The sequence below is a fragment of the Micromonospora sp. MGP-C2 genome (assembly GCF_057766525.1).
Genome location: NZ_JBYMEN010000002.1, coordinates 1,762,916 through 1,786,025 on the forward strand (window position 1 = coordinate 1,762,916; position 23,110 = coordinate 1,786,025).

The 23,110-nt window shown below is 70.1% G+C and carries 19 protein-coding genes; 13 read left to right on the forward strand and 6 right to left on the reverse strand.

Translation table 11 applies throughout. The features are described 5' to 3' along the window. Window positions 1-3 precede the first annotated feature (3 nt). The 7 genes from AC3CF1_RS07830 (at window position 4) to AC3CF1_RS07860 (ending at window position 6,602) form a co-directional block, all read left to right on the forward strand. Window positions 4-951, forward strand: a complete 948-nt coding sequence (locus tag AC3CF1_RS07830) for a carbohydrate ABC transporter permease (protein ID WP_488449935.1) — start codon at window positions 4-6, stop codon at window positions 949-951. Next, on the forward strand, window positions 941-1,783 hold the full coding sequence (locus AC3CF1_RS07835) for a carbohydrate ABC transporter permease (RefSeq protein ID WP_088949060.1): 843 nt from the start codon (window positions 941-943) through the stop codon (window positions 1,781-1,783). The genes AC3CF1_RS07830 and AC3CF1_RS07835 overlap by 11 nt, the downstream gene beginning before the upstream one ends. After that, the gene (locus tag AC3CF1_RS07840; RefSeq protein WP_488449936.1) at window positions 1,780-2,667 is read left to right on the forward strand and encodes an ROK family protein; all 888 of its coding nucleotides are present in this window, start codon (window positions 1,780-1,782) and stop codon (window positions 2,665-2,667) included. Before AC3CF1_RS07835 ends, AC3CF1_RS07840 begins: the two co-directional genes overlap by 4 nt. Before the next feature lie 23 nt (window positions 2,668-2,690). Further along, a complete protein-coding gene (locus tag AC3CF1_RS07845) occupies window positions 2,691-3,389 on the forward strand; it encodes an N-acetylmannosamine-6-phosphate 2-epimerase (RefSeq protein ID WP_354980996.1) in 699 nt (232 codons plus the stop codon). Window positions 3,390-3,399: 10 nt separating this feature from the next. Further along, the gene (locus tag AC3CF1_RS07850; RefSeq protein ID WP_488449937.1) at window positions 3,400-5,040 is read left to right on the forward strand and encodes a DUF4127 family protein; all 1,641 of its coding nucleotides are present in this window, start codon (window positions 3,400-3,402) and stop codon (window positions 5,038-5,040) included. Between the two features lie 370 nt (window positions 5,041-5,410). Then, the gene (locus AC3CF1_RS07855; protein WP_488449938.1) at window positions 5,411-6,004 is read left to right on the forward strand and encodes a hypothetical protein; all 594 of its coding nucleotides are present in this window, start codon (window positions 5,411-5,413) and stop codon (window positions 6,002-6,004) included. Then, window positions 5,988-6,602: an OmpA family protein gene (locus AC3CF1_RS07860; RefSeq protein ID WP_328373222.1), complete on the forward strand. Its 615-nt coding sequence runs from the start codon at window positions 5,988-5,990 to the stop codon at window positions 6,600-6,602. Before AC3CF1_RS07855 ends, AC3CF1_RS07860 begins: the two co-directional genes overlap by 17 nt. An 85-nt stretch (window positions 6,603-6,687) precedes the next feature. Here AC3CF1_RS07860 and AC3CF1_RS07865 read toward each other — a convergent pair whose 3' ends face one another. The 5 genes from AC3CF1_RS07865 to AC3CF1_RS07885 all read right to left on the reverse strand — a co-directional run bounded on the left by AC3CF1_RS07865 (window position 6,688) and on the right by AC3CF1_RS07885 (window position 12,311). Next, window positions 6,688-7,830: an ABC transporter ATP-binding protein gene (locus AC3CF1_RS07865; protein WP_099855170.1), complete on the reverse strand. Its 1,143-nt coding sequence runs from the start codon at window positions 7,828-7,830 to the stop codon at window positions 6,688-6,690. Further along, window positions 7,775-9,580: an ABC transporter permease gene (locus tag AC3CF1_RS07870; protein ID WP_488449939.1), complete on the reverse strand. Its 1,806-nt coding sequence runs from the start codon at window positions 9,578-9,580 to the stop codon at window positions 7,775-7,777. The genes AC3CF1_RS07865 and AC3CF1_RS07870 overlap by 56 nt, the downstream gene beginning before the upstream one ends. Beyond that, window positions 9,577-10,644 carry an ABC transporter substrate-binding protein gene (locus AC3CF1_RS07875; protein WP_210928906.1) on the reverse strand — a complete coding sequence of 356 codons (1,068 nt, stop codon included), beginning with the start codon at window positions 10,642-10,644 and terminating at the stop codon, window positions 9,577-9,579. The genes AC3CF1_RS07870 and AC3CF1_RS07875 overlap by 4 nt, the downstream gene beginning before the upstream one ends. Window positions 10,645-10,758: 114 nt before the next feature. Then, complete coding sequence (locus AC3CF1_RS07880) at window positions 10,759-11,508, reverse strand: response regulator transcription factor (RefSeq protein WP_327644755.1); 750 nt, start codon at window positions 11,506-11,508, stop codon at window positions 10,759-10,761. Next, on the reverse strand, window positions 11,505-12,311 hold the full coding sequence (locus tag AC3CF1_RS07885) for a sensor histidine kinase (protein WP_185755338.1): 807 nt from the start codon (window positions 12,309-12,311) through the stop codon (window positions 11,505-11,507). The genes AC3CF1_RS07880 and AC3CF1_RS07885 overlap by 4 nt, the downstream gene beginning before the upstream one ends. 501 nt (window positions 12,312-12,812) lie before the next feature. On the opposite strand from AC3CF1_RS07885, the gene AC3CF1_RS07890 reads away from it, so the two are divergent. The 6 genes from AC3CF1_RS07890 to AC3CF1_RS07915 all read left to right on the forward strand — a co-directional run bounded on the left by AC3CF1_RS07890 (window position 12,813) and on the right by AC3CF1_RS07915 (window position 20,264). Then, window positions 12,813-13,370, forward strand: a complete 558-nt coding sequence (locus AC3CF1_RS07890) for a sigma-70 family RNA polymerase sigma factor (RefSeq protein WP_327650580.1) — start codon at window positions 12,813-12,815, stop codon at window positions 13,368-13,370. Between the two features lie 69 nt (window positions 13,371-13,439). Further along, window positions 13,440-15,095 carry an RICIN domain-containing protein gene (locus AC3CF1_RS07895; protein ID WP_488449940.1) on the forward strand — a complete coding sequence of 552 codons (1,656 nt, stop codon included), beginning with the start codon at window positions 13,440-13,442 and terminating at the stop codon, window positions 15,093-15,095. A 37-nt stretch (window positions 15,096-15,132) separates the two neighbouring features. Then, the gene (locus AC3CF1_RS07900) at window positions 15,133-15,882 is read left to right on the forward strand and encodes a zf-HC2 domain-containing protein (RefSeq protein WP_488449941.1); all 750 of its coding nucleotides are present in this window, start codon (window positions 15,133-15,135) and stop codon (window positions 15,880-15,882) included. Window positions 15,883-16,037: 155 nt separating this feature from the next. Beyond that, window positions 16,038-17,843 (forward strand): S8 family serine peptidase, encoded by a 1,806-nt coding sequence (locus AC3CF1_RS07905; protein WP_488449942.1) that lies wholly within the window; start codon window positions 16,038-16,040, stop codon window positions 17,841-17,843. Window positions 17,844-18,023: 180 nt separating this feature from the next. After that, the gene (locus AC3CF1_RS07910; protein ID WP_488449943.1) at window positions 18,024-19,187 is read left to right on the forward strand and encodes a zf-HC2 domain-containing protein; all 1,164 of its coding nucleotides are present in this window, start codon (window positions 18,024-18,026) and stop codon (window positions 19,185-19,187) included. 48 nt (window positions 19,188-19,235) lie between these two features. Further along, on the forward strand, window positions 19,236-20,264 hold the full coding sequence (locus AC3CF1_RS07915) for a CE1758 family FMN-dependent luciferase-like monooxygenase (protein ID WP_488449944.1): 1,029 nt from the start codon (window positions 19,236-19,238) through the stop codon (window positions 20,262-20,264). Window positions 20,265-20,314: 50 nt separating this feature from the next. On the opposite strand, the gene AC3CF1_RS07920 is transcribed toward AC3CF1_RS07915, so the two are convergent. Next, window positions 20,315-23,104: a hypothetical protein gene (locus AC3CF1_RS07920; protein ID WP_488449945.1), complete on the reverse strand. Its 2,790-nt coding sequence runs from the start codon at window positions 23,102-23,104 to the stop codon at window positions 20,315-20,317. Between the last annotated feature and the right edge of the window lie 6 nt (window positions 23,105-23,110).

Sequence of the window (23,110 nt, forward strand, 5' to 3'; positions counted from 1 at the left end):
ATCATGACCCAGACGGACACCAGGGTGGGCTCGGCTGCTGCCGGGCCCGCCCCGGGCCCGGCCCGGCCGTTCTGGACCAGCCGCCGCCGGGACCAGCTCGCCGGTTACGTGTTCATCGCCCCGCAAATGCTCGGCAGCATCGTCTTCGTGATCCTGCCGCTGATCCTCGTGCTCTGGTACAGCCTGCACGAGTGGAACGTGCTCGCCGGAACCTTCGACTTCGTCGGCAGCGACAACTACAAGGCTCTCGCCGATGATCCCAACCTCGGCGAGGTGCTGCGCGCCACCGGGCTGTTCTCCGTCGGGCTGGTGGTGCTCAACCTCGGCCTGGCCCTGCTTCTGGCAGTCCTGCTGAACCAGAAGCTGCGGGGCACGATCGTGTTCCGCACGCTGTTCTTCTCCCCCGTGGTGGTCTCGCTGGTGGCCTGGACCATCGTCTGGGGCTTCCTGCTTCAGGACAACGGCGGGATCAACGGTCTGCTCGACACCATTGGCGTGGACGGGCCGAACTGGCTGCGCGGCGAGGGCACCGCGATGGTGTCCGTGATCGTCGTGCAGGTGTTCAAGAACGTCGGCCTGAACATGGTGCTGTTCCTGGCCGCCCTTCAGGGTGTGCCGGGCGAGCTGTACGAGGCCGCCGAGGTGGACGGGGCGAGCCGGATGCGCCAGTTCTGGCGGATCACCGTGCCGCTGATCAGCCCCACGATCCTGCTGACGTCGATCATCACCGTGGTCGGGTCGTTGCAGGTCTTCGCGCAGATCTCGGTGCTCACCCAGGGCGGCCCGGGCGCATCGACGACGGTCCTCGTCTACTACCTGTACCAGCAGGCCTTCCAATTCCATCACTTCGGCTACGGCGCCACGCTGTCGATCGTCCTGTTCGCCATCGTGCTCGCCCTCACCGTGCTGCAGTGGCAGATGCGCAAGAGGTGGGTCTTCCATGAGTCGTGACCTGTCCCGCCGGACCAAGCTGGTGCTCTACGGGGTGCTGCTGGTCCTGGCGATCCCGTTCGTCTTCCCGACCTGGTGGATGGTCACCTCGTCGCTGAAGCCGGTGGCGGACATCTTCGCCTTCCCGCCGAAGCTCCTGCCGACCAATCCCCGATTCGACGCCTATGAGCGGGTGTTCGAGTTGCAGCCCTTCGGGCAGCAGTACCTGAACAGCCTCTACATCGCGCTGGTCGTCACGGTTGGCACCATGGCCGTGGCGGCACTGGCCGGGTACGCCTTCGCGCGCATCCGGTTCCGGGGCCAGAACGTGTTGTTCCTGGTCGTCCTCGCGGGCCTGCTCATTCCGAGCGAGGTGACGATCGTGCCGCTGTTCCAGATGTTCTTCAAACTCGGCCTGGTCAACACCCACTGGCCGCTGATCCTGGTGCCGATCTTCGGCGCGCCGAGCGTCCTGGCGACGTTCATCATGCGGCAGTTCTTCATCAGCCTGCCTGGTGAGCTGGAGGAGGCGGCCCGGGTCGACGGGCTGGGCCGATTCGCCACCTTCTGGCGGATCGCCCTGCCGCTGTCGCGGCCGGCGCTGGGCGCGGTGGCCATCTTCACCTTCCTGCACAGCTGGAACCTCTATCTGGAACCGATCGTGTTCCTCTCCTCTCCGGAGAAGTTCACCCTGCCCCAGGCGCTCACCCAGTTCGTCGACGCCTACGGCGGCCCCATGTGGGACGTCCAGATGGCCGCGGCGTCGATGACCGCCCTGCCCGTCCTGGTGGTGTTCGTCATCGCGCAGAAGCAGTTCGTCGAGGGCCTCGCGCACACCGGCCTCAAGGGATGACGACACCGGTTGTCGGTATCGACATCGGTGGCACCAAAACGGCAGTCGCGCTCGTCGACCGGGCCGGACGGGTGCTGGAGCGCCGCGAGGCGCCCACGCCCGCCCGGTCCGGGCCCGAGGCGGTGCTGGACGTCGCCGCCCGGCTGGCCACCGAACTGCTCGGCGCGACCGCCGGACCGGTGGGCGTGGGCACCGCCGGCACTGTCGACCCGGCGACCGGCAGCATCCGGTACGCCACCGACAGCCTGCCGGGCTGGACGGGCACCCCGGTCGCCGACGCGCTGGCCACCCGGCTGGGTCGAGGAGTGCGGGTCGTCAACGACGTGCACGCCGCCGCGCTCGGCGAAAGCTGGGCCGGCGCCGGACGGGACCGCGCTCATGTGCTGCTGGTGGCCGTCGGCACCGGGCTGGGCGGGGCGATCGTCCGCAACGGCCGGGTCGAGGCCGGGGCCCGCGGGGCAGCCGGCGAGGTCGGGCACCTGCCCGCCCCGGGCGCCGAACGACTGCGGTGCGGGTGCGGCCGCCACGGGCACCTGGAGGCGATCGCCTCCGGCAGCGGGCTGGCCGCCGCGTACGCCATCGAGACCGGCACCCACGTCACCGGGCGGACAGTGGCCGAGCGCGCCGCGACCGGCGACGGGGCCGCCCAGCGGGTCGTGCAGCGCGCCGGAGCCGTCCTCGGCGCAACCCTCGCGGGGTTGGTGGCGCTGCTCGATCCGGACGCTGTCCTGGTCGCCGGCGGGGCCGCCGGCTCCCTGCTGCCCGCCGCGTCCGCCGCCTACTCGGCCGAGGTGCCCGCCGGCTGGGCCGACGTTCCACTGCTGCCCGCCACGCTGAGCGTCGACGCGGTCCTGGTCGGCGCCGCCCGACTGGCCATCGACTGACCCCACATCGAAAGGACCGAAGGGTGAACGTGCTCGACGACCTGGCCGGCGGGCTGGTGGTGTCCTGCCAACCGCTGCCCGACGACCCGGACGATCCGATGCGGGATCCGTACGTCCAGGCCAGGGTGGCAGCCGCGGTGGTACGCGGCGGCGCCGTGGCGGTCCGGGTCAACGGGCCGGACGACGTCAGAGCGGTACGCGCCGCCGTCGACGTTCCGGTGATCGGGCTGTACAAGCACGGCGCCGCTGACGTCTTCATCACCCCGACCGCTGCCCACGCGCTCGAGGTGGCGCTGGCCGGAGCGGAGATCGTCGCGATCGACGCCACCGACCGCCCGCGACCGGACGGCCGCGCCTTCGCCGACACGGTCCGCGTGCTCCGCGAACGGACCGACGCACTGATCCTGGCAGACGTCTCCACCGCCGCCGAGGGCGTCGCAGCCGTCGAGGCCGGCGCGGACGCCGTCGCCACCACGCTGTCCGGCTACACACCGACCAGCCCACCAACCGACGGGCCCGACCTCGGGCTCGTGGAGCGACTCGTCGCACTGCTGCCCGTGCCGGTGATCGCCGAAGGGCGGTACCGCAACACGGAACAGATCGGCCAGGCCTTCGAGGCAGGTGCCCACGCGGTGGTGATGGGCAACGCCGTCACCTCACCGCTCTGGATCACCCGCCGGCTCGTGCCGGCCACCCCCCGCGCGGCGAGCGCACCGAAATAGAGGAGTGAACATGAGAAGACGCACCCTTCTAGCCACCGGCATGGCCGGGCTGACCACCCTGACCGTGGGCCGGCCCGCATTCGCCGGGCCCGCCAAGCGGCAGCTGACCGTGGCGCTGGTCCCGTTGGACGACCGGCCCGTCAACACGTACGCGGCGCAGATGACCGCGGCCAGCGCCGGCGCCCAGGTGCAGCTGCCGCCACGGGAGTCGCTGGGCCGCTTCTTCACCCCCGGCGACGGCGCCGCCATCGCCCGCTGGCTCGGCACCACCAACGGCGTCGACGGGTACGTGATCTCGGTCAGCATGCTCGCGTACGGCGGCCTGATCGCCTCCCGCACCGCAGCCCCGACGCTGGCCGCCGCCCTGGCGAACCTGGCTGCGATTCGCACACTGCGCTCCACCCGGCCGGAGGCGGTGATCGAGGTGCACGACACCATCCAGCGCCTCGCCATCACCAGCACGGGCACCGAGCTGGATCGGTACCGCGACCTGCTCGTCTCCTGGGCGAAGCTCTACGACCAGGTGACGAACCTCGGGCAGGAGGAGCTGCGAGCGCAACTCGACGCCGTCCGGGCACAGATCCCCGACCAGGTCGTCGAGGACTATCTCGCCGCGCGGGCCCGCAACCACCAGGTCAACCGGCTCATGGTCGAGTGGGTCGCCGACGGCACCATCAACCACCTCGTGCTCTCCGAGGACGACACCGCGCCGGTCGGCCTGGCCCGAGCCGAGCGGGTCGAGCTGCAGTCGCTCGTCGACCAACTCGGCGTCGGCGACCGGGTGGAAATCTTCCCCGGTGCCGACGAGGTCAACGCGCTGCTGGTCGCGCGGGTGATCGCGGCCGGCACCGGCCCCACCTACCGCGTGGAGTACGCCGGCGTCTCCGGTGAGGCCTGGACCGCACAACTGGAGGGCATCCCGTTCGCGGAGAACATCCGGCGGCACGTCACCTCGGTCGGAGGACGGGTCGTCAGCGGCGACGCGGACATCGTGCTCGCCGTGAACACTCCCTCGACGGCACCCGGGCAACGGGCCGCTGACCTGGACGCCTTCGTCGGGCGGATCGGCAAGCTGCTGACCGCCGGCACTTCGGTCATCGTGGTGGACCCGCTCATCGTGAACAAGGCCGACCACGACCTGGTCGCGCGCATGGAGGACCACCTGGATCTCGCGGCGCTGCTGTCGTACTCGGGGTGGAACACCGGCGGCAACGCACTCGGCCTGGCGCTCAGCCACGGCACCGCCCGGTGGGCGTACCTCCGCGCCTCCGGAAGCGGGTTCGGCGTGCCCGACCTGCGCGCGCCGGGCCAGGCCCACGCCGAGTACCTGCTCTACCGGTTCGTCAAGGACGACCCGTGGAAGAACATCGTGCAGGTCGAGGCGTACGCGCACGCACGGGCGCGGGGCTGGGACCCGCTCGCGCTCACTCCCGAGCAGAAGACCTACTTCGACGGTTGGGTCAGGGAGCGGCTGGTACCCGTGACCGAGCGGTACTTCGCCGACCACTTCGCGGGGCACCGCATCGTGCTGGGACACCGAGGCGCGAAGACGTTCACGGCGACGCTGGCTCGCTTCGAGTCAGCGCGTGTCGAGCTGCCGTGGGACCGGCTCTTCGAGGTGGTCCTCGAACCTCGGCTGCGACTGTCCTGACCGGTGACCGTCTGATGCTCCGATAGGACCGTGGAGCATCAGACGGTCAGGTCGGCGCGTACGAGCGCCTTCGCGACAGCGGTTCGCAGGATGTCGTTCGTGCCCTCGCCGACCTGGACGCCGTCGCGGCGAGCCGGGTGGCGACACGATCGGGATCCCTGGTCATGAGGGCTCTCCGAGGATGCGGGCGTGCAGGTCGGCCAGGACCGCGGTGTTGGTGTTCGAGGGCGATTGCCCACCAGGCCGGAGTGCTCGACTGCGCCTTCCCACGACGACGAGTTCTCCGCCAAACCCTCGCCCAGTGGACGCCATCGACTACCGTGCCGGGAGTTGATCGCGCCCGCTCCGACCAGCCCACTAGGGAGTATTCGTGCGTCTGCGCACCACAGTCGCCGCTGGTTCGCTCGCACTGGTGATGGCCCTGGCCGTCGGCGGTTGCGACAGTCTCGGCGGGACCGACGACTCCGGCGGTGCCGCGAAGGGAACCACCGGCTTCGCGCCCGGTCAGCCCGACGAGATGGGCACGGTGATCGCGAGCCGGGACATCCAGATCAGCGAGAGCGGTAGTCTGTTCCGGGTGAAGGTGGAGCTGTACCAGCTGCGACGGGACAAGGGGTTCGTCAACCTCAACGTTCGGATGACCCGTACGGATCCGGCGGGCAGCCCGGGACGCTGGCAGATCGCCAGCGCCTTTCAAGGTGAGACCGTCTCGTTGGCCTTCTCCGGCGTGACGTTGGTCGACCGGAAGAACCGCAAGCGGCACCTGGTAGCCCGGGCCGGCGACTCGGATGCGAAACCCGGTCAGGTGACGTACCTCGCTTCGTCGGGCCTCGCCTCAGTCTTCGTCACTCCCGGTCAGTCAGTGGACCTGTACGCCATGTTCGGCGCCCCGCCGGACGACGTCACCGCCGTGGATGTCGTCATCCCTCGTGTCCCGGTGTTCGAGAATGTTCCGCTCGGTTAGCGGGCGTACGGCCCTGGCCGCGACCGCGTTGACCCTCCTGCTGGTCAGCGAACCGGTCGCCGCCTGGGCGGCGCCGACGCCGACACCCACCTCCGGGACCGCGGTCGTGCCCGGGCCCACGCTGGCGGCCGGCGCGCGGGTCGACGCCCCGATCATCGACATCCTGGCACCGACAGACGACATCTACCTGCGTACGGAAGATCTCGACGGCAACAGTCTGGAAGCCGAGTCCGGCGGACGAATCGAGCTGATCCTGGCGGCGGACGTGCTCTTCGCGTTCGGCAAGGCCGACCTCTCGCCGGCAGCCCGCACCCGGCTGGCCGAGATCGCGAGACGACTACGCACCGAGGCCACCGGCACGGTGCAGATCTTCGGGCACACCGACGCGGTGGGCGACGACGCGCAGAACCTGGCGTTGTCCCTCCGGCGAGCCGAGGCGGTCCGAGCGGTGCTGTCCGCGGAAGGTGGCAGCCAGGTCACCTATGAGATCAAGGGCTTCGGAGAGACCCGGCCCGTCGCGCCGAACACCCTCGGCGGCAAGGACAACCCCAAGGGCCGGGCCAGCAACCGGCGCGTCGAGATCCGGTTCGACAAGTAAGACCGACGGGACTTCTTATACAGATGTTGTCGACCGGTGGCGGCCCGCCGACACTGCGGGGGAGGCCGGCAGGGCCGCCACAGGCTCATTCCCGATTCAGCAGGTACGCCCGGTCCGCGTCGATGGCCACGTCCACGTTGGTTCCCTCGGCCACCGCATCCCGTGGGTCCTTGCCCGACTCCGTCACCGTGACGGTGCCGCCGGTCGTCTCCACCTCGTAGTCGATGCTCGGCCCGTGGAACGTCGACCGCAGCACCACGCCCAGGCCGGTCCCACCATCGGTGACCGGCGACAACGTCACCGTCTCGGGACGGACCATGAGGTACGCGTCCCCCGATCCGGCCACCACCGTCGAGTGGGCGGGCACAGTCAGCCGCCGGCCGAGCACCGTCACCGTCGCCTTACCGTCGGCGATGCTCTCCGGCACCGTCTCGATGAAGTTGGCCCGACCGATGAAGTCCGCCACGAAGACACTGGCCGGGCGGGCGTAGATCTCGCCGGGCGTCGCCACCTGCTCGACCTTGCCCTTGTTCATCACCACGACCCGGTCGGACATGCTCATCGCTTCGTCCTGGTCGTGGGTGACGTAGATGCTGGTGATCCCGAACATCTTCTGGATGCGACGGATCTCGGTCCGCATGGCGTCGCGCAGCTTCGCGTCCAGGTTTGACAGCGGCTCGTCGAACAGGAGCACCTTCGGCTGCACCACCAGTGCCCGGGCCAACGCGACCCGCTGCTGCTGGCCGCCGGAGAGCTCGTGCGGGCTACGGTCCTCCAGGCCGACGAGGTTCATGCTGGTCACCGCCATCCGCATGCCCTCGGCGATGTCGGCCTTGGTGCGCCGCTGCAGCTTCAGCCCGTACGCGATGTTCTGCGCGACGGTCATGTGCGGGAACAGGGCGTAGCTCTGGAACACCATCGCCATCGGTCGGCGCTGCGGTGGCATGTCGTCGATGGCCTTGCCGTCGAGCAGGATGCTGCCGCTCGTGGCGTCCTCGAAACCCGCCACCATGCGCAGCGTGGTGGTCTTGCCGCAGCCCGACGGACCCAGCAGGGTGATGAACTCCCCCGGCAGGACGTCGAGCGAGACGCTGTCGACTGCGGTGACGTCCTCGGGACGGCTCCGGAAACGCTTGGTCAGGGCCTCGAGTTGCAGGCGTCCGGTGCTGGCCTCACCACGTCCGGCGGGTGCGAGCGCAGCGGCCTCGGTGGGCGCGGCGACGGTCATCGTTTCGGCCTTTCAGACTTGGCGGTGCGGTGCAGTGCGGCGCCCCGCCGACGAGCAGTCGGATGATCGCGAAGGCGACCAGGACGAGCACGGTCAGCACCGTGCAGTAGGCGAATGCCACCCCGTACCGGCCGGTGCTCGCGGCGCTGAGCACCTGCGATGTGATGATCTTCGTCTCCGGCGTGACCAGCAGGACGATGGTCGACACGGAGGTCATGCTGCGGGCGAAGCTGTAGCTCAACCCGGTGAGCAGGGCCGGCTTGATCAACGGCAGGGTCACCCAACGGAACGTCTGCAGCGAGTTGGCCCCGAGGTCGGTCGACGCCTGCTCGATCTGCGGATGCAACTGGGTCAGCGCGCCGACCGCCGTCCGTTGCCCCGCCGGCACGCTACGGATCACGAACGCCACGACGATGGCCATCGCGCCGGCGAAGACCGCGCTACCACCCACCAGGCTGGGGAACACCAGGTAGTCGCCGATGTACCGTTCGGGTCGGTAGGCGAGGACGAAGCCGATGCCCAGCACGGTGCCCGGCACGGCGACACCCAGCGTGCCGCCCAGGTCGAGCAGCCAGGCCGTACGTCGCAGGTGGCGAACCACCAGCCAGGCGATGAGCAGGCCGAGGATGGCGGCGATCGGAGTGGCGATGACCGCGAACGTCAACGTGTCGAGGACGGCCTCCACTCCCACCCCGAGCAGTACCTCCTTGAGGTAATCGAGGGTGAAGGTGTTGTCCACGCCGAACACCTTGGTCACCGAGCCGAGGATGACAGTGCTGTAGATGCTCACGATGATCGCGGCGGCGAACAGCGCCAGGGCGTACACCGGCCACCGGCTCCAGCCGGTGATCAGGTGCACGGAGCCGGACGGTCGGCCGGTGATGGTGGTGCGCACCTTGCGGTTGAGCCACCACCGCTGGCCGAAGTACATCGCCAGGGACGGCACCAGCAGGATCACGCAGTAGACGGCGGCGCTGGTGGTGTCGTACTCACCGGTGACCGCCAGGTAGGCGCGGCTGGCCAGCACCGTGTAGTCGCCACCGAGCACCAGCGGGTTGGCCAGGTCGGCGATCGCCTCCACAAAGAGCAGCAGGAACGGGGCGACGAGCCCGGGGGCCAGCAGCGGCAGGATCACGCGGCGCATGATCTGCCAGCGGCTGGCGCCCATGTTCATCGCCGCCTCCTCCAGTGCCGGATCCAGGCCCCGCATCATGCCGAGCAGGCCCAGGTACGCCACCGGGAACAGCGACAGCGACAGCACGAACACCAGGCCGTCGAGGCCGTAGATGTCGTACTCCAGCCCGAACAAGCCGTTGCTGATCACGCCGCGCCGGCCGTAGAGCACCACCGTGGCGGTGGCCACCGCGAACGGCGGGCTGACGATCGGCATGAGGGCGATGAGGTGCAGGATCTTCTTACCCGGCACGTCCAGTCGGGCCTGGACGAACGCGAACAGGAACCCCAGGGCGGTGCCGCACAACCCGACCAGCGCCCCGAGCACCAACGTGTTCCGCAGGATGCCGAGATCGACGGAGGAGCTGAAGAACTCGACGTAGCGGGGCAGCGCGTCCGGAGCGAAGGCAGTGGCCAGCACCGCCACGAGCGGGATCGCCGCACCGATCACCACCACCGCCGCGCAGACCCCGACCAGGACCCGCAGCCCCGCGCCGAGGCGGCGGCGCCGCCGCGGCGCGACCGCCTCGGGTGGGGTTGGGGTGATCACCCCGGGATCGGACAACAACGTGGTCATGACTTCGGCGCCTGCGCGACCTCGGCGTCGAACCGCTTGTTGAGCGCCGACTTCGCCTTACCTGCCGCCACCGCGTCGTACTCCACCATCTTGATGCCGGAGAGCGGGACGACCTTGTCCGACACCTTCGCGTCCGGGTTCGTCGGGAACTGGTACGCCTTGACGCTCGGGCCGACCTCCTGCGCCTCGGTGGTGAGGGCCCAGTCGACGAACTTGCGGGCGCTGGTCGGGTTCTTGGCGTTCTTCACCAGGGCGACACCGCCGGTCTCGTAACCGGTGCCTTCCGCCGGGAAACTCAGCCTCAGGTCGGGGAAGCCGGCCTCCATGGTGGCCACGCAGTCGTGCGCGAAGATGACCCCCACCGCGACCTCGCCACGAGCGGTCATCTGGGCGGGCGCGGAGCCGGACTTGGTGTACTGCAGGACGTTCGGGTGCAGCTTGCGCATGTAGTCCAGCGCCTTGCCCTCGTCGCCGCCGGCCAGCTGCACCTGGGTCCAGAGCGTCGTGTACGCGGTGCCCGAGGTCGACGGGTGCGCGATGCCGATGTCCTTGGCGAGCTTCTGGTTGAGCAGGGCCGTCCACGAGTCGGGAAGCCCGATCCCCCGCTCCGTCAGCAGCTTGCTGTTGCTGCAGAAGCCCAGGGCGCCGACGTAGACGCCGGTCCAGGTGCCCTGCGGGTCCTTGTACTTGGCCGGGATGACACCCGCGTTCGGCGAGGTGTAGGCCTCCAGGAGCCCCTCGTCGCCGGCGGAGGCGTACCCGTCGGCGGGCCCCCCGTACCAGACGTCGAACTCCGCGTTGCCCTTGCCGGCCTTGATACGCGCCAGCGCCTCGCCGCTGGAGAGCCGCACGAAGTCGGCCTTCACCCCCGTGGACTCGGTGAACTTCTTCGTGGTCGCCGCGCACCAGTCCTCGGTGGCGCCGCACACCACGTGCACCACACCGCTGTCCTTGCTGGCCTCGGCGCCACCCTCGCGGGCGCAGCCGGCCGCACCGAGCAGCAGCGAGGCCGCCATCGCTGTCGCCAGCAGTGTGCGGTTGCCCCGTATCTTGTTCGTCGCCATGACGTGGTCTCCCCTACTAAGCCGCCCGAATCAATGCGAGTGGTGTGACGGCCACGTTAAAGGCGTGTGAACGGGGCCCCGGTGACGGCGGCGTAAGTAATGGTGACGCCGCCGTCACCTGGCCGCCGGGGAGGCGTCCCCGTCCTCGGCGGTCTCGGCAGCCATCTCGGGCATCAGGTAGCCGACCCCGCGCAGCGTGCGCACGTACGCCGATCCGTTCGGCGTCCCGGCGAGCCGGGAGCGCAGCCGGTACACCGCGGACTTCACCACGTCTCGTCCGCCGATCAGGTCCGTGGTGCCCCAGACCTCCCGCAGCAGGTCCTGCCACGACTGCGGCACGCCGCGGCGCACCGCCAGGTGGTGCAGCAGCTTGAACTCCGTGAACGGCAGGTCGAGCCGGTGCTGCGCCAACGTCGCGGTTTGCGTTGCCGGCTCGATGACCAGCTCACCGACCTGGACCGTGGTGCCCGACCCCCGGCGGCGACGCACCAGCGCCTGCGCCCGCAGCGCCACCTCCCGCGGGTGGAACGGCTTGGTGACGTAGTCGTCGGCACCGTGCTCCAGCCCAGCGATGATGTCGTCACGCTGGGCCAACGCGGTGAGGAACATGATGGGCGCCTCCGAGCGTGCGCGAATCCGCTGGCACAGGGCCAGCCCGTCCATCGTGGGCATCATGACGTCCAGCACCACGAGGTCCACCGAATGCGTCCGCAGCAGGTGCAGGGCGGTAGCCCCGTCGTGGGCGGTGAGGACGGTGAAGCCCTGGGTCTGCAGAGCGAACTCCACGATGATCGTCATCTGCGGCTCGTCGTCGACCACCAGCGCGGTAGGCCCACTCCCGGGCTGCTCGCCGGCGCGCGTCACGGCCGGTCCGGCAGGGTCAGGAGGATGGTGGTCCCCCGGGTCGACGCAGTGTGCACCATGATTTCGCCTCCGTGCAGCTCCACGATCGTCTTCGTGATCACCAAGCCGAGGCCGGTGCCGTCGGCCAGCGGCCGACCCGTGGCGAAGCGGTGGAACAGGCGTTGCCGCTCCGCCTGACTCATGCCCGCACCGTCGTCGGATACGTAGACCGCCACGCCAGTGTCGATCAGCATGACCCGCACGTCGAGATTCCCGCCGGTCGTGGTGAACCGGCTCGCGTTCGACAGCAGGTTGGTCAGCGCCTGGGTCAGCAGCATCGGGTCGGCCCGGATGCGCGGCATCACCTGGGGCATGTCGAGGCTGATGCGTTGCTGCCGCTGGGCACACAACGGTCGCATCGCGGTCACCACCTCGCGCACCACCACCGACACGTCCACCCTCTCCAGGTGTGGGGTGAACAACCCAGCCTCGATCTTGGCTTGGATCAGGAGGCTCTCGCACAGCCCGATGACCTGCGTACACTGCTGATCCAGGACCTGCAGGAAGCGAGCCTGCGCAGCGGTGAGCGGCCCCGGGGTGCCCTCCCGCAACAGATCGACCGCCCCCTTGATCATGCTCAGCGGGGTCCGCAGCTCATGGCTCAACGCGGTCACCTGCTCCGCCCGCCGCTCCACCAACTGTTCGAGGTGTGCCAGCTCGTTGCTCCTTGCGGCGGCCGTGCGACGCATGCTCAGCGCCATGATCGAAGCGCCGACGACACCGCCGACCACGGAGGCCACCGCCACCACCCAAGCGGTGTCCATGCTCGGCCCTCCTCCCATCGGTGGCCCGCCGAAACGGTCGCGGCCCGGCAGGGACGCGGCAGATGTCGGGACCGTGTTTACAGCCGAGTGAACAGTCGACGTTACCGCCGAGTGAACAGTGGACGTAGGTTAGCTTGCCCCAGGCAACGGCTTGCCGGGCGCGTGCCCCGGCACAGTTCACGCTGGTCAAATGCCGTCTCGGCCGTCTGCCAATCAACCGAACGCCCCGACATGTCGTCACGCTCCGTGAGTGACCGGCGGCTGACGCCGCACCACCGGACACCTCGCCGCGATCGATGAACAGCCCAGACAGCCACCGGCCAGAGTGTCACCGTCAGTGTCACTGAGTAGACAATCCGCAATCCCGGTGCAAGTCTTTGCCGCGTGCGACCCTCCCCAGAAGTCAGCGGTGCCAGCGGCACGGCAGCTGGCGCCCAGTCCCCTGCGGACGGTCCGGGTCAGGGCAGGGACAGCCCCGAAGATGTAGCAGCCCTGCGGCATCTGCAGCAGGTCCACGCGCCCGTGCTGCTGAGCTTCCTGACCCGCCTGACCAGGGGTGACGTTCACCGAGCCGAAGACATCGTGCAGGAGACGGTGCTGCGGGCCTGGCGGAATCCAGAGGCGCGTAACGCCGAGGGAAACTGGAACCGAGCCTGGCTGTTCACCGTGGCCAAACGCATCCTGATCGACCAGATGCGCTCCGCCGACGTCCGTCCGGCGGAGCTGCCGGTCGACTATATCGACGATCATGCGCAGCCGGACGACGCCATCGAGCGCCTCCTCGACGCGCGTGAGGTCCGGGCCGCGCTCGACTCCCTGCCCGAGCGGCTACGCATCACGCTGGTCGAGATCTTCTTCCGGGAACGGTCGGTGTCCGAGGCCGCCGACGCGCTCGACGTCCCGGCCGGCACCGTCAAGTCACGCACCTTCTATGCACTGCGGGCCATGCGGGAGGCCCTCGTCAGCCGGGGCTTCGATTTCGGAACCGCAGGCGAGAGACGGCCGACCGGCAACGGCGATGCGGGCGAGGCACGCCCAAGAAAATCCGATCAGCTGTGAACCGGGGTAGCTGCCCGGCCGTCATGTGCACGACACGTGCCCACACCAACTGAGCGTAAGAGTGAGTCGATGAAAGCAACCGCAAGTGGCCAGCGCCGCCCGTGGCGACGGCTCATCTCGTCGACGCGTAAGCGCGTCGAGATCGTCGCCCTGGTCGGCGTCATCCTGGCGTCCGGGGCCGTCGGTTTCGAACTGGCCGCCGCTGCGGACCCGGACAAGCTGGTCGGCGAGCCGGTTCCGGACGGTGACGTGCCCGCCATCGTGGAGGCGGCCCTGTCCTGCCCCGCCCTCAACCCGCCGAAGCTCGCCGCGCAGATCATGGCGGCGTCCGGCTTCAAGAGCAGCCCCGACATGATCGCCGGTCTCGACCAGGCGGCATGGGAGAAGTGGCGGCCCTCGTCCGATGCCAGTCGCGCAGACCGGCGGGCAAACATCATCGCGCTGGGTCACCGGACCTGCGAGAACGTGGGCCATCTGCGTTCCGCCGACATCGATGGAGACCTCTGGCCGGCCGCCATCGCCGCGGAGCAGACCGGAGTCAAGGCGGTGCTCGACGCCCGCGGCGTCCCGAAAGACGCCAAGCCCTACGTCGACAAGGTGAAGGCGTACGCGGCCTGGTACGCCGAGCAGCCGCAGTTCTCCGAGAAGGCGACCACCCAACCGGTCGTCGCCGCGGCGGACGGTGAACTCAAGGTGCCCGACGCTCTCGTCCAACCGATCCAGGTCGCCGGAAAGTTGTGCCCGCAGGTCACGCCGGCGAAGATCGCGGCACAGTTGCGGACGCTGTCCGGTTTCGACGTGAACAAGCGAACGTCGGACCGCCAGGGCGTCGCCCAGTTCACGCCCGCCCTGTGGGAGAAGTACCAGCCGGGCACGGACACATCCGTCTGGCGACCCGCAGACGCGATCCCGGCGCTCGGCGTCGCCATGTGCGACATGGCCCAGGAGCTGTCCGATCTCAACGGCGAGGACCCGTACCGGCTCGCGCTGAGCGCGTACCAATGGGGAATCGACCCGGTGCGGCGCGCGGCCGGCCTGCCCCGCGTCAACGTCACCCAGCTGGCCGACCAGGTTCCGGCGCACGTCACCGAGTATGAGAAGGACAGCCGGCTTTCCGTCCCCGCGACGAAGCCGAGCCCCGCCGTGAAGCCGAGCCCCACGCCGTCGGCGAGCCGGAGCGTCCAGGCCTCGCCGAGCACCAGCCCGTCCGCGAAGCCCACTGAGAAGCCCCAGGGCCCGAAGCTGTTCGCGTACGAGGCGGGTGCCACGTACCGCCTGGACAGCCCGTGGGCCCAGTCGATCGTGGAGCTCCCTGGCATCAACCAGAACACGCAGCCCGGTAGCCGGGTCCAGCTGTGGAAGGACGAAGGGTACAAGGACCAGCGCTGGAAGCTCTACCCGGCGCCGGACAGGCGGCACGTCATCATCACGAGCGCGTGGAACAACATGGCCCTGTCCGTGCAGGACCGTTCCCTGCAGAAGGGGTCGAAGATGGCGGTGTACGCGCGTGACGACAACGACGAGAATCAGCAGTGGCTGCTGGAGGACGTCGGCGCCGGGAACGTGGTCATGACCAACCGCCGCTCCGGCTTTGTGATGGAGCTGCTGGGCGTGGACATCGGGCCGACGAGGGACAACGGCACCACCTGGAACGGATACTGGATCCAACAGTTTGACCGTCAGGACACCCAGAGAGACCAGAAGTGGCGATTTGTAAAGCAGTGACGCCGGCCGGGCACGGCGGAACGGGAAGCTGAGCGGCGTGCCGGACCTACCCGCCCTGGGCGACCATGTGACGGACCTGCTGGGTCCGCACTACATGGGTGTCCTCGATCGCGCCGACAGCGACGCCGTCGACCGGCACCTGCGCGACTGCGCGCAGTGCCGGGTGACGGCCCACGAGGTGTGCGAAGTCGTCGCCGCCCTCGCGCTGCTCAGCGACGATGTGGCTGTCGAGGAGGCGTCGCCGGTCACCCGACCGGCGACGCCCGCTGCCCGCCGTGGCGGCTCGGGCTCGGTTCGTCCGGCCGGCGGGCGTCCGGTGTCCGCCGGGCCCGGGCGGCAGCCGCGCCCCCGGCGGCAGCGGCTCGCGCTGGTCCGGGCCGGTCTTGCGCTTGCGGTGGTGCTGTTCATCGGCTTCGGCGCCCTCTTCGTTCTGGATCAGGTGAGTGACGAGGCCGGGCCGGAGGTGGTGACGGTCGCGGCGAGCGGGAGTGAGCCCAGCACCGGCGCGACGGCCTCGGTGTTCGCGTCGGAGACCGACAGCGGAGTGCACGTGCGGGTCACGGTCACCGGCCTGCGAGCCGGCACCGGCTACCAGCTGTACGCCGTGACGCTCGACGGCCAGACGCGCGAGATCGCGTCGTGGACCAGCACCGACACGGTGCAGGAGGTCTCCGGTGACCTGCCGGTGGCGCTGGGCGACCTGGTCTTCGTGACGATCAGCGTGGCGAACGGCGCGCCGTCGGTCACTGTGCATCTTCCCCGAGCCACGTCCGCGACACCACGCTGAGGTACGCCGCCTTCGCATCTGTTGAGCGCCGGATGGCAGCGTGGCACGAAGGGATCGCGATGCCGCCGCAGATTGCGTCCGGCCGTGAACCACGATGCCGTCTCGGCCGTCGTGTGTGCAGATCCGCCCTGGGCGACGACAAAGGGAAGTAGAGAATGTTCTGGATCACCCGGTCGGCACGTGGTGCCTGCCTCGCGGTGTTCGTCATGGTGGCTCTGATCGTCGGAGCCGTGAGCCCGGCTTCGGCCGCCGACGAATACGTCAAGTTCTACGCCGTCACGTCGTCGTACCAGGGAGAACCGGAGAACCTCACCAGCATCGCCGCCCGGTTCCTCGGCGACGGGGCGCGGTCCGTCGAGATCCGCAACCTCAACACCGGCCGCCGGCAACCTGACGGCGCCACCCTCAAGGAACCGGGCCAGTTGCGAGCCGGGTGGCTGCTGGTGCTGCCCTGGGACGCCGTGGGCGAGGGCGTCAAGTACGGAGTGCTGCCCGACAAGGCGCCGGCCGCGCCGGTCAAACCGCTGCCCGGCAAGGCCAAGGCCACGCCCACCGCCAAGGCGCGGCCCACCATCCCGCCGGAGCGGGTCTCCGGCGCGGCAGCGGTCCCGAGCAAGGCACCGACGCAGCCCCGCGCGAAGGCGGGGCAGTGTGCGACCACGGCGGCGTCGAGCAGTCGCTCCGACTGGGCGAGCTTGCGCCTGGCCGCCGACCAGGCCTGGCCGCAGAGCCGCGGCAAGGGGCAGCTCGTGGCGATCGTCGACTCCGGTGTGGACGGCAGCCTGCCGACGCTCAGTGGTCACGTGGCCGTCGGCATGGACATCACCAGCGGCAGCGGCCGCGGCGACACGGACTGCCTCGGCTCGGGCACCGCGATGGCCGGTCTGGTGGTTGGGCAGTCCACCAACGGCAGTGACGTCAAGGGCGTCGCCCCCGACGCCACGGTGATGCCGGTCCGGGTCGTGGGCAACGACGCCAAGGCCCAGCCGGCCGACTCTGCTGCGGCCATCGAGGCCACCGTCGAGGCGGGCGCGACAGTCATCGCGCTGGGCAACTTCGTCGACACGAGCAAGCCCGAGGTGGCCAAGGCGATCATGGAGGCGGTGGCCCGGGACGTCGTCGTGGTGATCGGCGCTGCACGTGCTTCGGTACCGGTCAACCCGGGCGCGGAGATCGGCCCCGGTGTGCTGCGCGTGGGTGGTGTGGCAGTCGACGGCCAGCGAGCCGCCGACTATCGCGGTGGCGGCATCGACGTGGTCGCCCCGGGCGTCAACGTGAGCAGTGTCGGGATCACCGGGGTCGGCGCCGTCGCGGGTAGCGGCACCCAGTACGCGGTGGCCTTTGTCGCCGGCGCCGTCGCGCTGGTCCGGGCCGCGTACCCGGACCTGAGCCCGGAGCAGGTCGCCCATCGTCTCCAGGTGACGTCGGACAAGATGGGCGACGGCGCACAGCCCGACGGCCGATACGGCTGGGGCATGATCAATGCCGCCGCCGCGGTCACGAAGGTGCTGCCCGAGGAGGCCGAGGTGGCCTTACCGGGGCGGGAATCGGGCGGACGGCTCACCTCCGGCAGCTCCGGCGGACGGTCGGCGTTGCTGGCCATCGTGGCGCTGGTCGCGCTCGCGGCAGCGGTCCTGCTCGTGTTCCGGATCCGCCGGCTGCTGCGCGACGACACCGAGGACGACGGTGACGACGACGGCCCCGGGCCGGTGACCGCCGCGCCGCCGGTTCGCGGCGGCGCTCTTCCTCCGGCCTCCGCGCCACGGGCGCCGTCGGTCTCCCGGCGAACGGTCGGCGACCCACCGCCCTCGGACGGCGGGAAGCTGAACCCGGACGAAGAACAAGCCGACAGCACGGCGTCCGTGGCCAGCGACGGGCCGGGAACCCGGGCCGAGACCGTGGCACTGCCGAAGGCGTCGATCGGAGCCAGGTCGCCCCGGCAGCGTCCAGACGCGCCGTGACGACACCCGCTCGGGGCCGCCGGCGGGGTGATGCTGCCGCGCGACGCCCGGCGCCCCGTCCGCCAAGCTGACCCAGCGCAACGAGTGGTGCTGCTGGGTTTGTCGCGGCCGACGTGAACCGCGCGTCGGCAGGGCACGTTTCAAGCATTACTGGTGGAAAGTCGGTGAACCGAGGGTCTGATGCAGGTGGAAGAAGTCTCCGGTACGGAAGCCCATGTGGCGGACCTGCTGGCTCTCTACCACCTCGACGCGCTCGACCGGCGTAGTGCGGAGCAGGTCGGCCACCATCTCCAGTCGTGCCAGCAGTGCCGGGCTGCGGCGACCGAGGTGTGCGAGACGCTCGCCGCGCTGGCCCTGCTCAGCGACGACAGGGATCACCTGCTCAACCGCTACGGGGCGCTGGGGGCGGCGGTGCCGGCGGCCTTTCCGGCGCGGTTCGCGCCGCAGGAGCCGGCCGGCCAGCCGGGCAGAGAGGCCCAGGAGACCGACCGACGCCGGTTCCGACTGCGGCGCGGCGGTACGGGTGCCGAGACGGCCACCGGGGAGGCGTCTGCCCCCGCTGGGCCGGACCTCGGGCGCAGGGAGCCACCGCAGCAGCGGGTGGCACCGGCACCGGTCACACCCCCACCCGTCGCACCGCCACGGATCGCACCCCCAGCCGTCGCGCCCCCAGCCGTCGCGCTGCCACGGGTCGCACCCCCGGCCGCACCCCCGCCGGCCACGCTGGTTGAAAAGCCCTCGCCCGTTCAGGAGCAGACCACGCCGACGGCCGTACCCTTGCCGACGCGGACCGCCCGACGGCCCGTCACGCATCCCGCCCAACGCGGCTTCGACCGAGCGCCGGGCATCGCGCATCCGGACGACGGTCAGCGTGTCCGACGGAAGCGCCGCCTGTCCCGGCGTGCCGTTACTTTCGCGGGCCTGGGCGCCCTGCTCATGGCCGCCCTCACGGTGGCCGGAATCTCCGCGAGGGCGCTACTCGCCCCGCCGGCCCCGGGAGTGCAGACGAACATCGTCCGTACCGCCGTCGCCTCGGCGACGGACCGGGACTCTGGCGCTAACCTGTCCGTCTTCCTGACCGAAGAACGCGACCGGGTCACCGTGCGGGCCACCCTGAGCGGCCTGACCGAGGGCACCGGCTACCGGCTCTACGGCTACACCTTCGACGGCCGGCAGCGACCGCTGGTCAACTGGACCGGCCGCGCCGGCGTGCAGGAGCTTGACGGTGAACTACCCGTCGGCATCGCTGATCTCTCCCACTTCGCCGTCACCCGTGGCACCCGGATCGTCGTCACGGCATACCTGCCCCGCGACGCCGGTGCGCCGGCCACCCCCGGCGGATGAGCCGGGCCACGATCTGAACCGGTCACCGGCCCCGTTCGTCTGGGGGGTATGCAGATCGGTGTCTACAGTCTCGGCGACCGCACCCCCGACCCGGTGACGGGCCGAGCGCCAACGGTTCACGAGCGGCTACTCAGCACGGCACGGATCGCCGAACACGCCGAGGCAGCCGGGTTCGATGTCTTCGCCGTCGGCGAGCACCACACCCCGACGTACGCCGTGTCGGCGCCGGCTGTGCTGCTGGGCTACCTGGCCGCACGGACGAGCCGGATACTGCTGTCCACGGCAACGACTCTGATCACCACGAACGATCCGGTCCGGATCGCTGAGGATTACGCGACGGTGCAGCACCTGTGCGGCGGCCGGCTGGACCTCATGCTCGGCCGGGGCATCTTCGGTCCGGTGTATTCGTGGTTCGGCCGCGACCCCGACGACAGTCGCCGGCTGGCGACCGAGAACTACCGGCTGCTGCGCCGGCTGTGGGACGAGGACACCGTCGACTGGTCCGGCGAGTTCCGTACGCCGCTGCGGGGTTTCACAGCGGTGCCGCGGCCGCTCGCGGGCCATCCGCCGTTCGTCTGGCACGCGTCGGTGTCCAGCGAGGAGACCGCGGAGCTGGCAGCCGCCCACGGCGACGGCTTCTTCGCCAATCACATCATGTGGCCCTGGCAGCACACGGCCCGGCTGGTCCGGACCTTTCGCGAACGGTACGCCGCGCACGGCCACGGCACCGCCGAGCAGGCGGTCGTCGGACTCGGCGGGCATGTCTTCGTCCGGCCGAGGTCGCAGGACGCGGTCCGGGAGTTCCGGCCGTACTTCGACAACGCGCCCCTCTACGGCAACGGGCCCTCACTGGAGGAGCACATGAACACCACACCGATGACGGTGGGCAGCCCGCAGCAGGTCATCGACGCGGTTCTCGGCTACCGCGAGTACGTCGGTGACTATCACCGTCAGCTCTTCCTGATCGACCACGCCGGGTTGCCGGTGAGCACGGTGCTGGAGCAACTGGACCTCATCGGTGCGGAGGTGCTGCCCGTGCTGCGGCGCGAGCTCGCCAGCGGCCCCCCGCCCGCCTGATCCGCCGCCCGTGGGGCGCCCCGCTGCCGAGCCGACCGCGGGGCGCCCGCTCAGCACTCGTAGACCGCCGCCAGCACCTGCTCCAGGCGGCCGCGATCGGTGTCGTCGGCCATGACGCTCTTGAGCTCCTCGAGCGCGTCCACCCAGATGGTCTTCTGGGCCGCTTCGAGCCGTCCGCGGTTCTCGGCGATGAACGCCTCAGCGTCGTCGAACCTGCCGGCCTTGACCTGGCCGATGGCCTTGAGCAGAGAGACCGCGAAGTCGAAGCGGCTGTGCTCCGCCTCGTCCGCGCCCCGCCGGACCGCCTGGACCAGGTCGATGAAGTCGCCGGTGGCGCCGCCGGGCTCCCGCGGGTCCGTCAGCTTGCCCGCCTGGTCCAGCCGGCCGACCGCTTGCAGCAGCGTGCTCGGCTGCTGCCGCGCCGTGGACTCCGTGAACGTGACCACGATCTCGTCGTCCGTGCCGAAGCGCAGCAGGGGTTTGACCAGTGCGGCGTTCATGCTGGCCGGGACCCGCTCGGCCATCCCGGCGGCCTGTTCCAGGTGCGCCGCGTTCATCAGGTCCGCCGGACGCGACCGCAGCAGTTCGAACTGCTCGCGTACGCTCCGCGCGCCCCACACCAGCGCGCCGAACGCCTCGGACACCGGGCGAACGGTCGGTCGGGCCAGGCGGCGCGCGGCGTCCACCACCGCCGCGTCGATCCTCGACCAGGTGGCGTCCGCCTGCCGGTCGCTCGCTGCGGTGGGGGTGGATCCGCGGACCTTCCAGCTGTTGTCGAGGTTCAACCCACCGAGTCCGCCGGAACTCTGCGGCAGCTCGTGCACGACAGCGACGCCGTACCTGTTGAGCAGCACGGAAAGGCTGCGCTTGTCGGCCCTTGGCCCGCTCGTCGAGCTGCCGGAGACGTCGTCGAGGGTGGGCCGGCCGCGGGTCACCACGATGGGTGTCCTGCCGGCCTGGGCGAGTTGTTCCAACCGCTCGTTCAGCCACTCGAACACGGGTCGGTCCACCGCCACGTCGCGGGCCGTACTGAGCCACACGAAGTACTGGCCCGGCTGCTGGCGCGCGGTGGCCCGGAGGTCCTTCGGCGGTGGCGTCGCCCGGACACCAGGCACCGACATATCACTGAGCAGGTTCGGCGTGTCCTCGTACGGCCGCTCGATGCGGGCGAGGGACGTCCGTAGCCACTCCGGCTCCGGGCCGGGATCGCTGAGGCCAGGATCCGCGACCGGCCCGGCGGTAGCGGCCACCGCCGCGATGACCGCGAGATCGCTGTCGTCGAGGTACGGCGTCGACCCGGCCGAGAAACTGGTCGGCAGCGTGTGCACGTTCCTGCCCATCACGCCTGGCAGCTGCGGGGTATGGAACAGCCGATCGGCGGAGGAGTAACCCTCCTTCGCGCCCAGGTAGTGCATGATCTCGTGCACCCCGACTGCCGCGGTGTCGCTGAGTTTCCACAGGTGCTGGTCGGTGTCAGGGGACGCGTCGTCGGTGATCTCGACGGCCGGGCTGCGCCCCGGGTCGGACCTCCAGGCGTCGGCCAGCCCGCCCGCCCAGGTGGGGGTGTCGAAGGTGAAGTTGACGTGCAACCGGAAGCCGTCGTCGAACCGGTGCTGGCCGTTGACCATCTGGTTCAGGGTGTCCTGCACCGAGCGACCGTACGCGGCGCGGGCATCCGGTGTGACCCGGTCGTCGGGTGACACCAGATCCAGGTGCACGTCGAAGGCTCGCACCTTCGTACCGTCCGGAGCCTGGAATTCGCGGACCCGGAAGTCGATCGTCGTCAGCTCGCCGCGCAGCAGGTTGCTGTCCGTGTCGAGGGCGTTCCTCGCCGGGTTGTAGCGCTCGGTGCGCAGGCGATGGGGCCGAGCGGCGTCGTAGGCCGCCTGCCACTCGGCCGGAAGGTTCGGGAACTGGAACCTGTGCTGATCGTTCTGGAAACCCTCCATGCCGCTCGGGACCAACATCTGGTCGGGGTCCGGCCTCGGCGCACGCGACGGCCTTTGGACGCCCGCCCTCGGGTTTGACGGCCCGGCCGCTCCCCGTCCGGACGGCGACGCGGTAGAGCCCGAGGTCGATGGCGGGCGGGTGGTGATGGTGCGCAGACCTTTGACCGTCTTGTCGTACGCCGTGACGATTTGCCGCTGCTTGTCCGAGAGGGGCCCGGCTGGCGTCGCGGATGGACCTTCCGACGCCGACTGACCCGCTCCGTCGGGGCGCGGGAACTCCTTGTTCCGTTTGTCGGCCGGCACGACGGACCGGAGTGCCGCTTCGGGGATGCCCCAGTCGATGGCCTCCTCCTTCGTGACCACCATTCCGACGCTACCGTGCACCTTGTAGCTTTTCTTGGCGCCCGGCAACGTGACCTCGTACTCCAGCAGGGCGAAGACGAAGAAGACGGAGCTGTCCCTGCGGAGCCAGGCCCGGTGCTCGATCCACGCGGTGTGGTCGATGCCGCGGGCCCGGCTCCACTGGCGGCCGACGGCGACCTGACCCCCGACCGACTGACCGGGCGCTACCGGCCCGGTGGCGGTGACGGAGCCGGCCACGTTCTCCCGCCTGGTCGAGACGTCAGTGTCAGCGACGAGATCGGTGCCGTGATCGTACTTTTCCTTCTCGGCCTTCTCCATGTAGGAGAGCTGGAGGACGTCACTGAAGCGAGCCTTGACGCGGAGGCCGCCCCGGCCGGGATCCAACACCGCACCGTGGATCGACACCGCGGTGAACAAGGCCCCAGACTCGCTGAGCATGGTGCCCAGGCTCGTCTGCATTGTCTCGAAATTGAGATGGCCGTCGGCGGCCGGCGCCTCCGCCGCCTTCCCCACACCGGCGGATTCCACCGCCTC